This is a genomic window from Simiduia agarivorans SA1 = DSM 21679, from assembly GCF_000305785.2.
GTDB lineage: Bacteria > Pseudomonadota > Gammaproteobacteria > Pseudomonadales > Cellvibrionaceae > Simiduia > Simiduia agarivorans.
In genome coordinates, this window is sequence record NC_018868.3 from 2,868,293 (window position 1) to 2,885,817 (window position 17,525).

General features: G+C 57.6%; 16 protein-coding genes. 11 read left to right on the plus strand and 5 right to left on the minus strand.

Annotated features, from left to right (window positions below; translation table 11 throughout):
• Positions 1-19: 19 nt before the first annotated feature.
• Entirely contained in the window at positions 20-1,507 is a 1,488-nt protein-coding gene (locus tag M5M_RS12810) for a YifB family Mg chelatase-like AAA ATPase (RefSeq protein WP_015047936.1), read from the minus strand.
• A 34-nt stretch (positions 1,508-1,541) separates the two neighbouring features.
• Entirely contained in the window at positions 1,542-1,757 is a 216-nt protein-coding gene (locus M5M_RS12815; protein ID WP_015047937.1) for an accessory factor UbiK family protein, read from the minus strand.
• A 298-nt stretch (positions 1,758-2,055) separates the two neighbouring features.
• On the opposite strand from M5M_RS12815, the gene M5M_RS12820 reads away from it, so the two are divergent.
• The 4 genes from M5M_RS12820 (at position 2,056) to M5M_RS12835 (ending at position 4,887) form a co-directional block, all read left to right on the plus strand.
• Complete coding sequence (locus M5M_RS12820; protein ID WP_015047938.1) at positions 2,056-2,712, plus strand: TorF family putative porin; 657 nt, start codon at positions 2,056-2,058, stop codon at positions 2,710-2,712.
• Between the two features lie 59 nt (positions 2,713-2,771).
• On the plus strand, positions 2,772-3,110 hold the full coding sequence (locus tag M5M_RS12825; RefSeq protein WP_015047939.1) for a P-II family nitrogen regulator: 339 nt from the start codon (positions 2,772-2,774) through the stop codon (positions 3,108-3,110).
• A gap of 36 nt (positions 3,111-3,146) precedes the next feature.
• Positions 3,147-4,379, plus strand: coding sequence for an ammonium transporter (locus M5M_RS12830; RefSeq protein WP_015047940.1), 1,233 nt, complete (start codon positions 3,147-3,149; stop codon positions 4,377-4,379).
• Between the two features lie 169 nt (positions 4,380-4,548).
• Positions 4,549-4,887, plus strand: a complete 339-nt coding sequence (locus tag M5M_RS12835) for a P-II family nitrogen regulator (protein ID WP_015047941.1) — start codon at positions 4,549-4,551, stop codon at positions 4,885-4,887.
• Between the two features lie 52 nt (positions 4,888-4,939).
• Here M5M_RS12835 and M5M_RS12840 read toward each other — a convergent pair whose 3' ends face one another.
• Entirely contained in the window at positions 4,940-5,452 is a 513-nt protein-coding gene (locus tag M5M_RS12840) for a 2-thiouracil desulfurase family protein (RefSeq protein WP_015047942.1), read from the minus strand.
• Positions 5,453-5,850: 398 nt separating this feature from the next.
• Between M5M_RS12840 and M5M_RS12845 the strand changes: the two genes are divergently transcribed.
• On the plus strand, positions 5,851-6,198 hold the full coding sequence (locus M5M_RS12845) for a hypothetical protein (RefSeq protein WP_015047943.1): 348 nt from the start codon (positions 5,851-5,853) through the stop codon (positions 6,196-6,198).
• A gap of 126 nt (positions 6,199-6,324) precedes the next feature.
• Here M5M_RS12845 and M5M_RS12850 read toward each other — a convergent pair whose 3' ends face one another.
• Complete coding sequence (locus tag M5M_RS12850) at positions 6,325-8,643, minus strand: Tex family protein (RefSeq protein WP_016389454.1); 2,319 nt, start codon at positions 8,641-8,643, stop codon at positions 6,325-6,327.
• 199 nt (positions 8,644-8,842) lie between these two features.
• On the opposite strand from M5M_RS12850, the gene M5M_RS12855 reads away from it, so the two are divergent.
• Entirely contained in the window at positions 8,843-9,976 is a 1,134-nt protein-coding gene (locus M5M_RS12855; protein ID WP_015047945.1) for an efflux RND transporter periplasmic adaptor subunit, read from the plus strand.
• Positions 9,973-13,083, plus strand: coding sequence for an efflux RND transporter permease subunit (locus M5M_RS12860; RefSeq protein ID WP_015047946.1), 3,111 nt, complete (start codon positions 9,973-9,975; stop codon positions 13,081-13,083). The genes M5M_RS12855 and M5M_RS12860 overlap by 4 nt, the downstream gene beginning before the upstream one ends.
• On the opposite strand, the gene M5M_RS12865 is transcribed toward M5M_RS12860, so the two are convergent.
• Positions 13,049-14,338 carry an HD domain-containing phosphohydrolase gene (locus tag M5M_RS12865; RefSeq protein WP_015047947.1) on the minus strand — a complete coding sequence of 430 codons (1,290 nt, stop codon included), beginning with the start codon at positions 14,336-14,338 and terminating at the stop codon, positions 13,049-13,051. The genes M5M_RS12860 and M5M_RS12865 overlap by 35 nt on opposite strands.
• Before the next feature lie 61 nt (positions 14,339-14,399).
• Here M5M_RS12865 and M5M_RS12870 point away from each other — a divergent pair, with 61 nt between their 5' ends.
• From M5M_RS12870 to M5M_RS12885, 4 genes are read left to right on the plus strand one after another with little or no spacing between them, the layout of a single operon-like run.
• Positions 14,400-14,948 carry a heme NO-binding domain-containing protein gene (locus tag M5M_RS12870; RefSeq protein ID WP_015047948.1) on the plus strand — a complete coding sequence of 183 codons (549 nt, stop codon included), beginning with the start codon at positions 14,400-14,402 and terminating at the stop codon, positions 14,946-14,948.
• Positions 14,935-15,900, plus strand: coding sequence for a sensor histidine kinase (locus M5M_RS12875; RefSeq protein ID WP_015047949.1), 966 nt, complete (start codon positions 14,935-14,937; stop codon positions 15,898-15,900). The genes M5M_RS12870 and M5M_RS12875 overlap by 14 nt, the downstream gene beginning before the upstream one ends.
• Entirely contained in the window at positions 15,897-16,634 is a 738-nt protein-coding gene (locus M5M_RS12880; protein ID WP_015047950.1) for a substrate-binding periplasmic protein, read from the plus strand. Before M5M_RS12875 ends, M5M_RS12880 begins: the two co-directional genes overlap by 4 nt.
• On the plus strand, positions 16,631-17,515 hold the full coding sequence (locus tag M5M_RS12885; RefSeq protein WP_015047951.1) for a DMT family transporter: 885 nt from the start codon (positions 16,631-16,633) through the stop codon (positions 17,513-17,515). The genes M5M_RS12880 and M5M_RS12885 overlap by 4 nt, the downstream gene beginning before the upstream one ends.
• The last annotated feature ends 10 nt before the right edge of the window (positions 17,516-17,525 follow it).

Here is a 17,525-nt window from a genome sequence, read left to right on the forward strand (position 1 = left end):
CCGCTGCGCGCGGGCCGCTTCAACCTGCTCTTCTGTCCAGCGTGCGGTATCCCAGTGCTTCGCACAGGTGCTTGTCTTCCAGTTGATCAGTGGCGTCCAGGTCGGCCAGTGTGCGTGCCACCCGCAGTATCCGGTGCCAGGCGCGCACCGACAGCCCCAACGATTCCGTTGCCTCGCCCAGCAGGCTATGTTGTGCATCGGTCAGGTGGGCGTGCTGCTCCAGTTCGCCCGGGCTCAGGTATTGATTGGCCTTGCCCTGTCTGGCCTGGGCCCGTTGGCGGGCCTGCAGCACCCGCGCAGCCACGACGGATGAGCTTTCTTCCTGGCTGGGTCCGCGCAGTTGGGCCGGGTCCAGCGCCCGTACCGGCACGTGCATATCGATACGATCGAGCAGCGGGCCTGACAGCCGGCCCCGGTAACGGCTGATCTGATCCGGCGTGCAGCGGCAGCGGTTTTCGCCGGCATAGCCGCAGGGGCAGGGATTGAGCGCTGCCACCAGCTGGAATTCGCACGGAAACACGGCCGTGGTTTGTGCCCGGGCGATGCGCACTTCGCCGTGCTCCAGCGGTTCACGTAATACTTCCAGCACCGAGCGCGGGAACTCGGGCAATTCATCCAGAAACAACACACCCTTGTGGGCCAGGGAGATTTCGCCGGGCCTTGGCACCGAACCGCCGCCCACCAATGCCGGCGCCGATGCGCTGTGATGAGGGTGCCGGAAAGGTCGTTGCCCCAGAGGTGGTTGGCTGGACACCAGAGAATGGATCAGCGCGACTTCCAGTGCTTCATCGCGGGTCAGCGGCGGCAGGATGCTGGTCAAACGACTGGCCAGCAGGGTCTTACCCGTACCCGGCGGGCCGTAAAACAGCAGGTTATGGTTGCCCGCGGCGGCAATTTCCAGCGCGCGCCGGGCCAGCGGTTGGCCACGCACATCGGCCAGTTCCGCCTGTGGCGCGGGGTGGGTATCTGCAGCGGTACCGCAGGCACGCGGCCAATCGCTGCGGGCCTGCAGACAGGCACATACCTGCAAAAGGTTGCATGCCACGTAGGTGGGGGTATCGGCCAACGCCGCTTCGGGCCCGTTTCCGGCCGGCACCACACTGGTGCGACCGGCCTTGTGCGCGGCCATGACGGCTGCCAGGCAGCCAGGCACCGCGCGCAGGTCACCGGACAGGGCGAGCTCGCCAACAAATTCCAGCGTGTCCAGCGCTTTGGCCGGCAATTGCCCGGAGGCCACCAGAATGCCGATGGCAATGGGCAGGTCAAAACGTCCGCCTTCCTTGGGTAAGTCGGCCGGCGCCAGGTTGATGGTGATGCGGCGGGCGGGAAACTCGAAATGGCTGTTGATGAGCGCGCTGCGCACGCGGTCTTTGCTTTCCCGCACGGCGGTTTCCGGCATGCCCACAATGGCGAGACCAGGCAGGCCATTCGAAAGGTGGACTTCCACCGAGACCAACGGGGCGTCGATTCCGACCCGGGCGCGGGTGTGTACGATGGCGAGTGACATAGACGTTCCTTGTCTGTCGGTTGTGGGGGTGTCGCTATTCGGGTTTGCGTTGCAGCTGTGCGAGCTGCGCTTCCAGCGCTTCCAGTTTTGCCCGTGTGCGGGCCAGCACGGCGGCCTGTGCATCAAACTCTTCGCGGCTGACCAGATCCATCTTGGCCAGCGCGGCGGCCACCAAGCTGCGCAGGTGCGGGCTCAGTGATTCCGGCGGCCTCAGGCGGCTCAGCTGTTCAAATAATTTATCGCTTGGCATGGGGAAAGTGTACCTCTGTGTAGCGCCATTGTGCCAAAGCTGGCACGCCAGTCATACAAATAAATCATTGCATGTATTGTTTCGGTGCGTGACCGAAGTACAGTGCGCGATTGTGGTGCATTACTGTGGGTGCCGGCCGACCTGTGTTTGGAACGAGACAGGATTTTGGCGCATAACTCATTGTTTTGATTGTAAAAACCACATGTTGGCAAGGGTTTTGTATAAGACGCCCTACCTGCATTTAAGGTCGCCCGGAAAAAAGCCGGGTAGAACAAAAAAATTCCTGAGGAGGAAAAACATGAAACTGGTTGCAAAAACTTTCCTGGCCGGCGCTGTACTGGCCGCCGCTACCGTCACTTCCACCGCGCAGGCCGCAGACTGGTCCGCCAACATCGGCTTTAACTCCGAGTACTACTACCGCGGTATTCTGCAGGCGCCTTCTTCTGCCAATGGCGGTGTGGACGTTGAAGCGGGTGGTTTCTACGCCGGCGTATGGGGTGCTGACGTCAGCGACGGTCTGGAGATCGACCTGTACGCGGGTTACAACTTCGAAGTGAATGACGACCTGTCTTTCACTGTGGGCTTCACCGACTATGAGTACACCGGTGAATTCGACACTTACTATCGCGAAATCAACCTGGCAGCCAGCTTCGGCTTCCTGAGCGTGGGTTACTCCGACGGTATCCACGGTGTTGACGGTGGCGACGACAATGAATACGGCTTCTGGGAAGTCACCGCCGAGCACAACGGCTTTTACGGCAAAGTGGCTGGTTACACCAAAGACTTTGAAGGCGAGTACCTGGAGTTTGGTTACGGCACCACGGTTTCCGATATCGATCTGGGCGCTGCCCTGATCTTCAATAGCAAAGAATTGTCTGATCAGACTGGCGGCAACGGCCAGCCAACCGAAGGTCAGGCCTTCGTGTTCTCCATCAGCAAGTCTTTCGATCTGTAATAACGATTCGCGCCCGTCCATCGGCGGGCGCTTTCCCCCCCTAGTTAGGAGTGAAAGCGATGAAACTGATTACCGCAGTAATCAAGCCGTTCAAATTGGACGCGGTGCGCGAAGCACTGTCTGAAAACGGCGTACAGGGCATCACCGTAACCGAAGTCAAAGGTTTCGGTCGCCAGAAAGGTCACACCGAACTCTACCGCGGTGCCGAGTACGTTGTGGACTTTTTGCCCAAAACCAAAGTGGAAGTGGCCGTAGGCGACGACCAGGTAGACATCATTGTTGAAGCCATCACCAAAGCCGCCAACAGCGGCAAGATCGGCGACGGCAAAATCTTTGTATCGCCGCTGGAGCAGGTTATCCGCATCCGTACCGGTGAAACCGGCGAAGACGCGCTGTAAATCGCATAACAATTACTGATCCTCGCGGAGATTCTCATGGAAAATGATATTTTTCAGTTGCAGTACGCACTCGACACCTTCTATTTTTTGGTGTGCGGCGCACTGGTAATGTGGATGGCGGCTGGTTTCGCCATGCTGGAAGCGGGTCTGGTCCGCTCTAAAAACACCACCGAAATTCTCACCAAAAACGTGGCGCTGTTTGCCATTTCCTGCACCATGTACATGGTGTGTGGTTACGCCATTATGTACGGCGGCGACTACCTGTTGTCTGGCATTACCGGTAACGGTGTGGAAGGCGCAGAAGAGCCTGCTACATACGCACCGTCGGCAGACTTCTTCTTCCAGGTGGTATTCGTGGCCACCGCTATGTCTATCGTATCTGGTGCCGTAGCCGAGCGTATGAAGCTGTGGGCCTTCCTGGCGTTTGCCGTGGTCATGACCGGTTTCATCTACCCCATGGAAGGCAGCTGGACCTGGGGTGGTAACCCTGTGTTTGGTTTGTACACTCTGGGAGATCTGGGCTTCCTGGACTTCGCCGGTTCCGGCATCGTTCACATGGCCGGTGCGGCTGCTGCGCTGGCAGGTGTTCTGCTCCTGGGCGCACGTAAGGGCAAATACACTGCCGACGGCAAAGCCGTGGCCATCCCCGGTGCTAACCTGCCACTGGCGACACTGGGTACCTTCATCCTGTGGTTGGGCTGGTTTGGCTTCAACGGTGGTTCGGTATTGGCCACTGCGTCAGTGGACAGCGCCAACTCTGTTGCCGTGGTATTCATGAATACCAACGCCGCCGCCGCCGGTGGTTTGATTGGTGCCTTGTTGCTGGCTCAGATTCTGTTCGGTAAAGCCGACCTGACCATGGCACTGAACGGTGCACTGGCCGGCCTGGTGGCTATTACTGCAGGTCCTGATACGCCGTCTGCACTGGAAGCGACTGTCATCGGTGCAATTGGTGGTGCGCTGGTTGTGGGTTCTATCCTGACCCTGGACAAGCTGAAAATCGACGACCCGGTGGGTGCGATTTCCGTGCACGGTGTCGTGGGTCTGTTCGGCCTGCTGGTTGTGCCTTACACCAATGCCGACGCCAAACTCACTGGCCAGCTGATTGGCGCACTGACCATCTTTGGTTGGGTATTCGTTACCAGCTTTGCTGCCTGGTTTGTGCTGAAACTGGTGATCGGTATCCGCGTATCCGACGAAGACGAGTACAACGGTGTTGACCTGTCTGAGTGCGGTATGGAAGCCTACCCCGAGTTTACTAACAAGTAAGTTCGCCAACGGGTTTCAAAGGAACCGGCGTGCCGCAGGGCACGCCGGTTTTTTTATGCGGATTCCCGGAAAATGCCCCGTTTTTGTGCATTGGCCCGGCAAGGGTGATATTGCGTCGAATGCGTGCTATGTTTCGCCCAACCAAAATTCCAGCTAAAAGGAATCCCCCATGAAGTTAATTACTGCCGTCATCAAACCCTTCAAACTCGACGATGTGCGCACCGCGCTGTCCGAAGTGGGGGTGCAGGGTATGACCGTAACGGAAGTCAAAGGATTTGGTCGCCAGAAGGGCCACACAGAGCTTTACCGTGGTGCCGAGTACGTGGTCGATTTTCTGCCCAAGGTCAAGCTGGAGCTGGCGGTGGATGACAGCACTGTCGAGCAGGCCGTTGAGGCCATTACCAAAGCTGCCCATACCGGCAAAATTGGTGACGGTAAAATTTTCATCACCACGTTGGATGACATCATCCGAATCCGCACCGGTGAAACCGGCGCCGAGGCCGTGTAATCCTGCTGTGACCACTTACCCGGGGTGAGTGGTCCTTCCCTGCCCTTTTGCGTTAGTCTGCCTCTCCTATGCCTCGCATCACCGAGCGATAAAAAGCCTGTCGCTGTGCTTGCGTGTGCAGCTGCTCTTCGTCGACGATCGCAAGCCCCTCAAAGCGCGCTTTCAGCGCCTGTACAAAAACGCCATCGCCATGGCCGATCAACCGGTTGTGCGGGTCGAACAGGGGCGAGTTGCCGGCGCCACAGCTTGGCGATCGGGCTTTGAGAATGGCCCCTGCAGGCACCGGTTGCTGGCGCACCAGCGTCTGGCAGGCGTCTGGCAGCGCTGCGGCCGTCGGTTCCCCGGTCTCTGCCAGCACCAAACGATCGCCCTGCGCCGTTTGTTGGCGCTGTATGGGCGGCCGTGGCGTGCCCAGGCCGGCAAACACCTCGGGACAGAGCGGCACAATATGGGCCCAGCTGTTGAGCCAGTTTTCCAGCCCGGCCTGGTGTTTGTGGCCGCCGTCGTAGCGCACGGGCTTGCCCAGTAAGCAGGCGCTTACCCAAAGCGTGGGACGCGTGGCCATAAATAACCTCCGGTTTTAATTGAGCCAACAAACAAAGCAAATCTTACTAAAAAACCCGCCATAAAGAATTTGATCCCTTCGCCGAATAGTCTATATGTATACCCAAGGGTGGATTGTCGGTGCGGCATTTGCCCGCCCCATCCGTGGCCGCCGTGCGTTTCGGTTACTTCCCGTAACACTCTGTCCGGTGTCGATTTACGGTAGAAAAAATCCGATTAAAGGCTCTTGCGGAATCGGTAAAAAGTGATTAAAAATCGCAAAAAATGGCGGTGAGAAGAAGGCGCATCTTTGGCGCTACATTCCCCGCCGGAAATTGAACTGCCCGGGCTGACATTCAGCAGGGTGCTTGCGTAATCTGCGTCACCGACGCAACTAGGTAAATGCGACAGGTTGATCCTATGGCAAGAAAAGCAAAAAAAACCGACACCGCGGTCAAGGAACCGGACGAGCTGTTGGATAACGATACCGTTGAAGCTGCGGATGATGACAGCGACGATGATGATTCTTATTCGGCGTCGTCTTCTTCCGATTATGATGGTGATTCAGATGACGACAGCAGCAGTGCCAGCTCTGATGACCACCTGGTGGACTATTCGGTAAAATCCCGTGAAACCGCACGGGCGGCGTTGAACTCGCAGATCGAAGAGTTTCTGGCCCGCGGTGGCAAAATCAACCTCATTGAAAACAACGTGACGGCAGATCCGCCCCGCAAGCCCACCAGTAATTATGGGTCTCGACCTATCTGACCGACCCGCACTGATAAAAAAGCCCGGACATGTCCGGGCTTTTTTATTAGCGAGAGGTTGCGGTTGATGGGTGCCGGCAAGGTGGAATGCGCTGCGCTTATTCCACCCTACCCCAATGTCGGGGAATTACAGCCGGCCTTTTTTGTTTTTGCTGGCTTGAGCAAATAAGGCGGCCATGGTGCCCTGTGCGGCAGGTGCCTGTTGGCCGCGCGGGGATGATTGGCGGGGCTGGTTGCGGCGCCCGCGTGGTTCATTGCCCGCCACCTTCTCGCCTGGCTGGTCGTCCATGCGCATGGACAGGCCGATGCGTTTGCGCGGAATGTCCACTTCCATCACTTTGACCTTGACGATGTCGCCGGCCTTGACCACTTCACGCGGGTCTTTCACAAAGGTATTGGACAGCGCGGAAATGTGCACCAGGCCGTCCTGGTGTACGCCGATATCCACGAATGCGCCAAAGGCAGTGACATTGGTGACGGTGCCTTCAAGGATCATGCCCGGTTCCAGGTCTTTGATTTCTTCCACGCCGTCGGTCAGCTTGGCGGTTTTGAATTCAGGACGCGGGTCGCGGCCGGGCTTGTCCAGTTCTTTCAGAATGTCGGTGATGGTGGGCAGACCAAACTGCTCATCGACAAAATCCTTGGCGTTGACCGAACGCAGGAAATTGGTGTCGCCGATAATGCCCTTCAGCTCGCGCTTCTGGCTGCCGGCAATGCGTTCCACCACGGCGTAGGTCTCCGGGTGAACGCCGGACGCATCGAGCGGGTTTTCACCATCGCGGATGCGCAGGAATCCGGCGGCTTGTTCAAAGGTTTTTTCGCCCAGGCGCGGTACGGCTTTGAGTTGTGCGCGACTGGTGAACGCGCCATTGGCATTGCGGTATTCGACAATGTTGTTGGCCAGCGTCTGGTTCAGTCCGGACACCCGTGCCAGCAGCGCAGAGGACGCGGTGTTCACTTCAACGCCCACCGCGTTCACACAGTCTTCGACGACTGCGTCCAGGGAGCGCGCCAATTGCACCTGCGATACATCGTGCTGGTATTGACCCACGCCGATGGACTTGGGATCAATTTTCACCAGCTCTGCCAGCGGGTCCTGCAGACGGCGGGCGATGGAAATGGCGCCGCGGATGGTGACGTCCAGATCGGGGAATTCTTTGGCGGCATATTCACTGGCGGAATAGATAGAAGCGCCGGCTTCATTCACGATAACGCGCTGAGCCTGAATATCTTTGTGTGCTTTCAGCACATCGCCGACAAATTTATCGGTTTCGCGCGAAGCGGTGCCGTTACCAATGGCAATCAGACCGACGTTGTGTTTCTTACACAAGGCCACCAATACGGCCTCGGCCTCGCGGATTTTGTTTTGCGGTGGATTGGGGAAAATGGCACCGTGATCCAGCACCTTACCCGTGGCATCTACTACGGCAACTTTCACGCCGGTACGCAAACCCGGGTCCAGACCGATGGTGGCCTTCTGTCCGGCCGGGGCCGCCAGCAACAAATCTTTCAGGTTGGAGGCGAATACGGTGATCGCGCCCTCTTCCGCGCGCTCGCGCACTTCCGCAAACAAATCCGTTTCCAGGTGGGTGAGCAGTTTGACGCGCCAGGTCCAGCGCACACATTCGGCCAGCCATTTATCGGCCGGGCGGCCCTGGTCTTTGATGTCCCAGTGTTGTGCCACCATCGGCTCGCACGGGTGCGATAGCCGGTTGGCCTCTTCATCGCCCACGGTCATGTTCAGGCTCAGAATGCCTTCATTGCGGCCGCGGAACAACGCCAGTGCGCGGTGTGACGGAATAGCGCTGAGTTTTTCGCTGTGCTCGAAATAATCGCGGAACTTTGCGCCTTCGGTTTCTTTGCCTTCAATCACTTTGGCGGTGATGTCGGCTTCGGCTTTCAGGAAGTCGCGCAATTTGCCCAGCAATTGCGCGTCTTCGGAAAATTTCTCCATCAGGATTTGTTTGGCACCATCGAGCGCGGCTTTGGTGTCGTCAATCTTGTGCTCGGGATTCAGGTACTTGGCGGCTTCGGATTCCGGGTCCAGCATGGGATCGGCTAACAGACCTTCGGCCAGCGGCTCAAGGCCGGCCTCGCGCGCGATCATCGCCTTGGTGCGGCGCTTGGGCTTGTAGGGAAGGTAAAGATCTTCGAGCGTGGTTTTGGTGTCGGCGCTGTTGATCTGGCCGGCCAGTTCATCCGTAAGTTTGCCCTGCTCCTCAATGCTTTTCAGAATTGCGGCGCGGCGGTCTTCCAGCTCGCGCAGGTAGCGCAGACGCTCCTCCAGGTTGCGCATCTGGGTGTCGTCCAGACCGCCGGTGACCTCCTTCCGGTAACGCGAAATAAACGGCACCGTGGCGCCTTCGTCCAACAGGCCCACCGCGGCGGTGACCTGGGCTTCGTTAACAGACAATTCCTCGGCGATACGGAGGGAGATACTCTTCATGCAAACCTCTTATTCGTTCTCTGGGCGCGCGCCCGCGTAGCGCAGGCATTATGCGCAAATCATGGGCTAAAAACAGCCTTGCCAAGGCACCCAGTTTGTGAATTACGGCCGGGTCCGGGCGGAAAGTTTGGTAAAGATCAATCGAACTTCCGACGCCGGACACTAGAATGGGTAAAACGGAAAAAACGGGAAACTGCACGTGATCAAAAAACCGCCACTCTGGACGCTGGCTCTGCTGGCCGGCATCACTGTTTCTGTCATGCTCTGGTGGGCCAAGCCGACACCCCGGCCGATGGCGGCGCCGGCGCCGAAACCGTTGCAGGTGCGCACAGTGGCCTATACACCGGAAGCCCTCGCTTTACCGGCATACAGCCAGGGCACGCTGACACCTTTGCGCGAGATTGATCTGGTGGCGCAGGTGGGCGGTGAAGTGCGCTGGGTGGCGCCGCATTTCGCCGCCGGCGGCGCCTTTGACGCCGGCACGCCTCTGATACAGATAGAGCAAGCGGACTACCGCATTGCCGAGATCCGCGCCCGGGCGCAAGTGGAAGAGGCGCGCCAACTGCTCGCCACCGAAAAAGGCCGGGTGCGCCAGGCGCAACGCGAATGGCGCGACCTGGGCAATGAAGAAGCCAATGCGTTGTTTTTGCGCAAACCCCAACTGGCCGCCGCACAGGCGCAATTGGCGGCAGCTGAAGCCGCTCTTGAGCAGGCCCGGCTCGACCTCGCCCGCACCCGGGTGCAAGCGCCGTTCACCGGCAGAATCCGTGAAACCTACGTCAATCTCGGTCAGTACCTGACCCCGGGCAATCGCATTGCGCGGTTATTCGACAGCCAGGTGGCACAGGTCCGATTGCCGTTGACGGACAGCCAGGTGGCATTGTTGGATCTGCCGCTGGGGCCGGTTGAGGGCGAGGGTCCTGCTGTGACATTGACGGCCACCGTGGCCGGTCGGCCGGTGCAATGGCGGGGTTCGATAACCCGCACCGAGGCGAGCCTGGACGAAAAAACCCGTCTGTATCACGCAGTGGCGGAGATCCTGGCCAGCGAAAATCCCGACAAGCCGATGATCATGGGGTTGTTTGTGAATGCCCGCATTGAAGGCCGGCAGCAATCCGGTGTGGCGGCATTGCCTCGTGGTGCGCTCTATCAAACCGATCAGTTGTGGTACCGGGACGCGGGGGGGCTGGCGCAACGCGCGCGCGCAGACGTGCTGGCCAGCGATGGCCAGACTGTTTGGGTGCGCGCAGACCTGCCGGCGGGCACACAGGTGGTGGTTGCCCGACAAGGGTATCTCAAACCCGGTCTGGCGATTGAGGGCATTGCGCAGTGAACAGCCTGATCAAGTGGTTTTCGGCCAACCCCATTGCCGCCAATCTGCTCATGATACTGGTGTTGATTGCCGGCGCCATGTCGCTGAACGGCACCGACAAAGAAGTATTCCCGGGTGCGTTGGTCAATCAGATTGAAATTTCCATGGCCTATCCGGGTGCCGGGCCGCGTGAAGTGGAAGAACAAATCTGCATCCGCATCGAGGAAGCGGTAGCGTCGTTGGACGGCATAAAAGAAATCACCAGTGTGGCGCGTCAGGGCACGGGCAGTGTGGTGATTGAAGTAGCCAGTGGCTATGACACACAACGGTTGTTGAACAATGTCAAAACCAAGATCGATGCCATTAATACGTTTCCGGTTGATGCAGAACGCCCGTTGGTCAACGAAAGGTTGTTCACCAGTGAGTTGATGAGTCTGGCAATGTACGGCGATGTGGATGAGCGCCTGCTGAAAGATACCAGCCAGTGGGTGCGCGATGAAATCAGTGTTTTGCCGGGCGTTTCACTGGTGGAGGTAGACGCGACCCGCACGGATGAAGTGGCGGTTGAAATACGGGAAAACGCCTTGCGCCGCTATGGCCTTACCTTCGAACAGGTGGTCTCGGCGATTCAGAAAACGTCGGTCAACCTGCCGGCGGGTGTGATTAAGTCCTCGCACGGGGATATACAGATTCAGGCGCGTGGGCAGGCTTACGATGGCGACGCCTTCGGCCAGACCGTAGTGCTCTCGCGGCCCGACGGCGCGGCGGTATTGCTGCGGGATGTGGCAACCATTACCGATGGTTTCAGTGAAACCGATGTGATTGCCCGTTACAACGGCTTGCCGGCGGTGTTTGTTGAACTATATGTCACGGAAAATCCCAACGTGTTGCAGACCTCCGAGTCGGTGCGGCAATACCTGACGGGTTTGCCCCAGCGATTGCCCCAGGGAATTTCGGTGGATATCAGCCGCGATTGGTCGGAAGTGTTTTCTGCGCGCTTGAAGCTGCTGAGTTCCAATGCGGTATCCGGCTTGTTGCTGGTGTTTGTGGTGTTGATGCTGTTTCTCCGTCCGGCGCTGGCGATTTGGGTGTGTGCGGGCATTACCGTTGCATTTGCCGGGGCCATGTGGCTGATGCCAGCGTTGGGTGTCAGTTTCAACATGCTGTCGCTGTTCGCCTTTCTGTTGATTCTGGGCATCGTGGTGGACGATGCCATTATCGTGTCTGAAAGCATTTATACCCGCCAGCAAAAAGGCGCCACCGGCATTGCCAGTGCGCAAGACGGTGCGCTGAAAGTGGCCGGCCCGGTTTTCTTTGCGGTGGTTTCCACCATGATCTTTTTTGTGCCCATGCTGTTCATTCCGAATACCTTGGGCGATATCGTTTACCCGATTCCGGTGATAGTGATCAGCTGTCTGCTGTTTTCACTGGTGGAATCCATGTTGATTCTGCCCTCGCACCTGGCCCACCTGAAACCTGAACGCGCACCCGGGTCGAAACCGGCGTTGTGGCTTTCACTCGCGCGCCAACGCTGTGCAGAGGGTTTGCAGCATGCAGCCAGTCACTGGTATGGGCCTTTTATCCGCCGCTGTTTGCACGATGTGCGTTTGCCCATTGCGGGTTTTTTTGCCTTGTTTCTGGTGGCGATGTCCATCTACGGTGCGGGCTGGATCCGGCAATCATTCATGCCCCAGGTGCCGTCCGATTTTTTGCATGCGCGCATCCAATTGGAAGAGGGTGTGCCGTTTTCCCGCGCGCAGGCGTTGCTGGAAAAAGTGGAGCAGGCGGCTGCGGCGTTGAAAACCGATGCAACACTGATTGCGGCGATTGATGGTAATCCGGCCTTTATCCGCAGTGTGGAATCCTGGGCCAGCCCGCAAAATGTGCGCGTGCGGTTGGCGCTGATGGACGCAGAAACCCGCGCGGTAGGCTCACCCCAGGTGGCGCGGCGCTGGCGGGAATTGATCGGCGAGCTGCCGGAAGCCAAAGAATTCGATGTGGGCTTTACCATTAATGCACGGGATAAAGCGATCCGGTTGCGCGTGGGTATCAATGAAAATACGTTGGAACGCCAGCGTCAGGCGTTGGATGCGGTGAAGGCCGCGCTGGCGGCGTATCCGGGTGTCAACGAGGTCAAAGACAGCCTGCAATCCGCGCGCGATGAAATTGAACTGACCTTGTTGCCAAACGCAGAACTGTTAGGGCTTGGCCTGCAGGATGTGGCGCGCCAGGTGCGTCAGGGTTTTTATGGCGCCGAAGCGCAACGGGTGCCGCGGGGTAAAGAAGACGTGCGGGTGATGGTGCGCTACCCGCGTGCGGAGCGCGAGTCGGTAGACAGTTTGTACGACATGCGTATCCGCACCCAGTCTGGCGACGAAGTGCCGTTTGAAACCGTGGCGCAAGGCGAATACGTCGCGGGTTACACCGTGATCAACCGGGTGGACCGACAGCGCGCTAATTCTGTCACGGCTGAACTGGATTCCTCCGACAGTGGTCAGGCCTTTGCCATCGTCAACGCGGTGTTGGCAGAACACGGCGATACCTGGCGCAGGGAGTTTCCGGGGTTTCGTCTGGAAGTGGCGGGCGATATGAAAGCGCAGAATGAATTCATGCAGGAATTGGTGCGGGATTTTTTCCTGTCGTTACTGGTCATCTATGCACTCATGGCCATCGCGTTCAGATCCTATGGCCAGCCGTTATTGATTATGTCGGCGATTCCGTTCGGTTTTATGGGTGCGGTATTCGGTCACCTGCTGTTGGGGCGCGAAATCAGCATGTTGTCCATGTTGGGTTTCCTGGCCTGTGCCGGCGTGGTGGTCAATGACAATCTGGTATTGATTGACCGCATCAACCAGCTGCGAGCCCGGGGCATGGCGGTATTGGAGGCAGTGGCTCAGGCGGGCAGGGACCGTTTCCGCGCAATTGTGCTGACCTCGCTGACCACCTTTATCGGTCTGGTGCCGATCATGGCGGAAACCAGTGTGCAAGCACGTTTTCTCATTCCCATGGTGATATCGCTGGCGTTTGGCGTTTTACTGGCGTCCACGGTGACGCTGGTGTTGGTGCCGTGTCTTTACGTTGCCGGTGTAAACCTTAAGCGTCGGGCTCAGGCGCTTCTGGCTCGGTAAATTCAATGGCCAGGCGCAGGGAGACAGCCGAATTTTCCTGCAGCTGGCGCAGGTGGTCGATGGTGTCCTGATCCAGGCTGTGGCCGGTGGGCAGCAGCAATACGCCATAGTCGGACATCAGGTCGTCGGCCAATCGCATGCCCGGACGCAATTGCCCGACGCCGTAAAATGCGTAGCCACCGGCTTGCTGTGACAGCTGCTCAACCACCTGCGCCAGTGCGTTGATAACGGCTTCGCTGTACCAGCGTTTGCTCGGCCCCGCCAATTGCTCCCAGGCCTCCCGCAAGGTATAGCTGGTGCCGTCAATACGGCCGCAGGCCATGTCGGTCAGGGCCGTGGCCGCCGCCAGAATCTGCCCGGTAAGGGAAATCTGGTGCAATTGCAGCTGCAGTGGATAGCCACTGCCGTCGCCCTTCTCGGATTGCATTTTGATCAGCCGGGCGGGTTCCTGCAGCGGCGGTATCAATGACAGTGTGGACGCTGCGATCAACGGGTGCTGACAAAAAGCATCGCGCTGGGAACTGGTCAGTTTTTGGTAAGGTGTCTGGAGCAGACTGTCGGGCAGGGTAATCTTGCCCAGGTTGCGCAATCGCGCGGCCATTTGCAGGTAAGCGCGGTTGACATCGTTTATATCGAGCAACGTACAAAGGTGATTGACCAGTTGTCTCAACAGCTTTTGCGCGGGAGCTGCATCGGCAAAGCGTTTTTCCACCAGAGAACAAAATACCTCGAGCGTGGCGGTGTAGGCTTTTTTCAGTTTTTCCGTGCGCTTTTCTACTCTCGCCTCCAGCGACGCGTTTATCTGGGTCAGCTGGGTGTTCTGCATGGCGAGGATGGCTTCGAGATGCAGATTTCTGCGCCGGGTCTGTGTCAGTGCGACACCTTTCTGGATAACACTTTTCAGGCGTTCACTGTCCCAGGGTTTCTCCAGAAAGTAGTGTACATGGCCCTTGTTGATGGCTTGAATGACCGCCTGCGTATCGGCGAATCCGGTGATCAGTATGCGTTCGCACAAAGGGTGCAATGCCGCGGCCTGCGTCATCAGTTCCACGCCGTCCATATCCGGCATGCGCACGTCCGACAGCAGGACATCCGGCCGCATCTGTTGCATGGCAGCCAGGGCATCGTGCGCACGTCCGAAACACTGGAGCTGCATGGGCAGGCGGCCAAGCTCGCGGCGCAATGCGCGCAGTATATCTGCCTCGTCATCGACGATGAAAACAATGGCATCCTGTACCTGGGTATCCGCGCTCATGGGGGGCTATTCACATCTATACTGGTTCAGATAGTCAGTGTAGCCGAAGGAGCCCGAGCCGATGAAAGGTGCTGTTTTTATCTCGTTGCAAAAGCTGGTGGAACCCCTGATCGGGATTGCAGGCTGGCAGCAGCTGCTGGACAGCTGTCACCTCGCCAGCGAGGGTGCTTACACCAGTGGCGGTAAATACGAAGATGCGGAGATGGTGGCATTGGTCTCGGCATTGGTTACCCGGTTGGACATGCCGGTGGATGAGCTGTTGCGGCTGTTCGGCCGACACCTGTTCAAGGACCTCACGCCGGGCCATACCCGCTTGCTGGATGATTGTGGTAATCCGTGCCGGTTCATGAAAGCGGTGGATCAACGCATTCATGTGGAAATTGAAAAGCTGCACCCGGGCTCTTCGCTGCCATTTATGACTGTGACCGATCTGTCCGAGCACGCTGTGCGGCTGGATTACCGGTCGCCGCGCAAATTGTGTTTTTTGGCCGAGGGTCTGGCCGCCGGTGTGGCTGACTATTACGACACCCATTTTTCACTCAAGCATCCGGTGTGCATGCACCAGGGTGCCGATCATTGTGAGCTGGAGTTGACATTTGAACCCAAGTGAACAGCTGGCGCTATTGGAAAAATCGATCCGGCGCGAACAAAAAGCACGGGCAGAGGCTGAATTTCTTCTCGAACAGAAAACCAGTGAGTTGATTGAAATCAACCAGCAACTGTCCAAGATGCATGCGGATCTCGTTGCGCACCAGCGACAATTGATTTCGACTGAAAAGCTGGCTGCCCTGGGTGAGCTGGCAGCGGGCATCATGCACGAAGTCAACAATCCGCTTGCCTTCGTCAGCTCCAATATCGGCACGTTAAAGGAATATTGCCAGTTGTTTATGAACGTCACCGAGGCAGTGCACAAACTGGATAAAACCGATGGGCTATCGGGGTTGGGCGAGACTGACGCGATAGCGCAGCTGCGTAAAGAAGATGTGGCGTTTGTGTTGCAAGACGCAAATTCCATTTTCACGGAAGTGAAAGACGGACTGGAGCGCATCCGCGATATCGTTGCACACCTGAAGGACTTTACTCGTACCAAACCCGGCGATCGCTCAGAGATCGATGTCAATGAAGTGATCGACGGTGCATTAAAAATTGCTCACAACAAACTCAAGTACAATTTTGATGTGCAGGTATGCTTTGGCGAATTGCCGCCAATTTATGGTAATAAAAACGAGCTGTCACAGGTGATTCTTAATTTGGTGATTAATGCATCACAGGCGGTGGATTCGGGCCGTGGCACCATAAAAGTGAATAGCCAGTGTAAAGACGGTGATATACTCATCGCCGTCAGTGATAATGGCAAAGGTATCAGCCAGGAGCACATTGACCGCATTTTTAACCCCTTCTATACCACTAAACCCGTGGGGGAAGGTACGGGCCTCGGTTTGTCGGTGTCAGCTAAAATCATCGACAGTCTGGGTGGGGAAATCAGGGTTGAGAGCGAAGTGGGCAAAGGCTCTTGCTTTACCGTGGTGCTTCCGGTGGAGCAGCGTTTGGAAGAGCGATGAAACGATTTTTAACAGCGATAGCGCTGGCAGCGTGTGTCTCGGTGCAGGCGCAAGATGCGGCTCAGTTTTCGGCGCCCCGGGTGCCTGTTCACCTGGAGGCAGATCATTCGGGATTTCTGGTGGAGTTGCATCAGTGGTTAATGCAGCGCGCCGGTATCGATGCCGGATTGACCGTGGTGCCGATTCAGCGCGCCACGCATTTGTTGGAAACCGGTGCGGTCGATGGCCTGTATCCATCCTGGGTGCCCGCAAAATATCACGCCAATGTGTTGTTCAGTTCTCCCCTGATGCAGATAGATCATTACCTTTTCAGCGCTCCGGGCAAGCCCGTTTATTCCAGTCTGGCGCAAATGAGCGGCAAGCGCCTGGGCGTGGTGCAGGGCTATGAAATCGGCCTGGACTACACGGTGCCGGATCTCTGGGTGGCCTATGCTGCCAATAGCGAGGCGCTGGTGACAATGTTGCTCAGCGGGCGAATAGACGCCATGCTGCTGAGCCTGAACGAGGTCAAGCTGCTGCAATTGCAACAGGCCGCGCCGGCCTTTGGCTACGACAGTAAAGCAACGCTTGCGCGCCGGTATTTGGGCTACTGCATCCTGAATAATGAAAAAGGCCTGCAACTACAACGCAAAATCAATCATGCCATTTATGCGGGACAACGCAGCGGTGAACTCTACCAACGATTCCCCCAGCTCACGCCTATTGATGCCATTAAACGCGATACCGGTTCGTGAGTACTGATTTATCCCGTGCGGTACTGCTTGCCCTGGCAACGTCGTTCGTGGCCAGTCTCGTTGCCGCCGGTTCAAAATGGGCGGCGGAATATGTATCCATTCATCAATTGGTTGCGAGCCAGTATTTTGTGGGTTTTTGTCTCTATTTACCCTTGTTGGTTCGCGGTGGTAAAGCAGCAGTAAAAACCGAGCGTGCCGGTCTCCACTGCTTGCGTGGTCTGGCGGGTCTGGGCGCGTTTTACGCCTACTATGCCGCGATCCAACACATTCCATTGCTGGAGGCCACGTTGCTGCGCAACAGTGCACCCTTGTTGGTGCCGTTGATTGCACTGTGGTTTTTGCGCATCCGGATTCCGGCGGCGCGCTGGTGGCCATTGCTGATCGGGTTTGCGGGTGTGCTGATTATTCTGCGCCCCTTGCCTGCGTTGTTGTCGGTCTGGCATCTGGTGGGTTTTGCCGCTGCCTGGATGATGGCCGCATCAATGATTACCACCCGGCTACTGACTTATACCGAATCCAATCAGGTTGTGCTGTTTTACTATTTTTCCGTGGCGCTGCTGGTCTCCACACCCTTAGCCTTGTGGACCTGGCGCACGGCACCCTGGTGGGTTTACGGCCTGTTGCTGGTGTTGGGCCTTGGGCTTGCGTTGGCGCTTTGGCTGTACACCCTCGCGTATCGCGCAGCTAAACCTTCGGTTCTGGCGCCGGTGTCATACATGAGCGTGGTCTTTGCAGGACTCTGGGGCTGGCTGTTCTGGCGCGAAACACCCGATACGGTTGCCGGCATTGGCACCTTATTGGTGGTGATCAGCGCAGTGATGATCTTGTGGCAGGATAAAACCTCACCGCCTCTGCCAGCGGCACCCAGACCGCCGGCATAAGTGGGCCCTG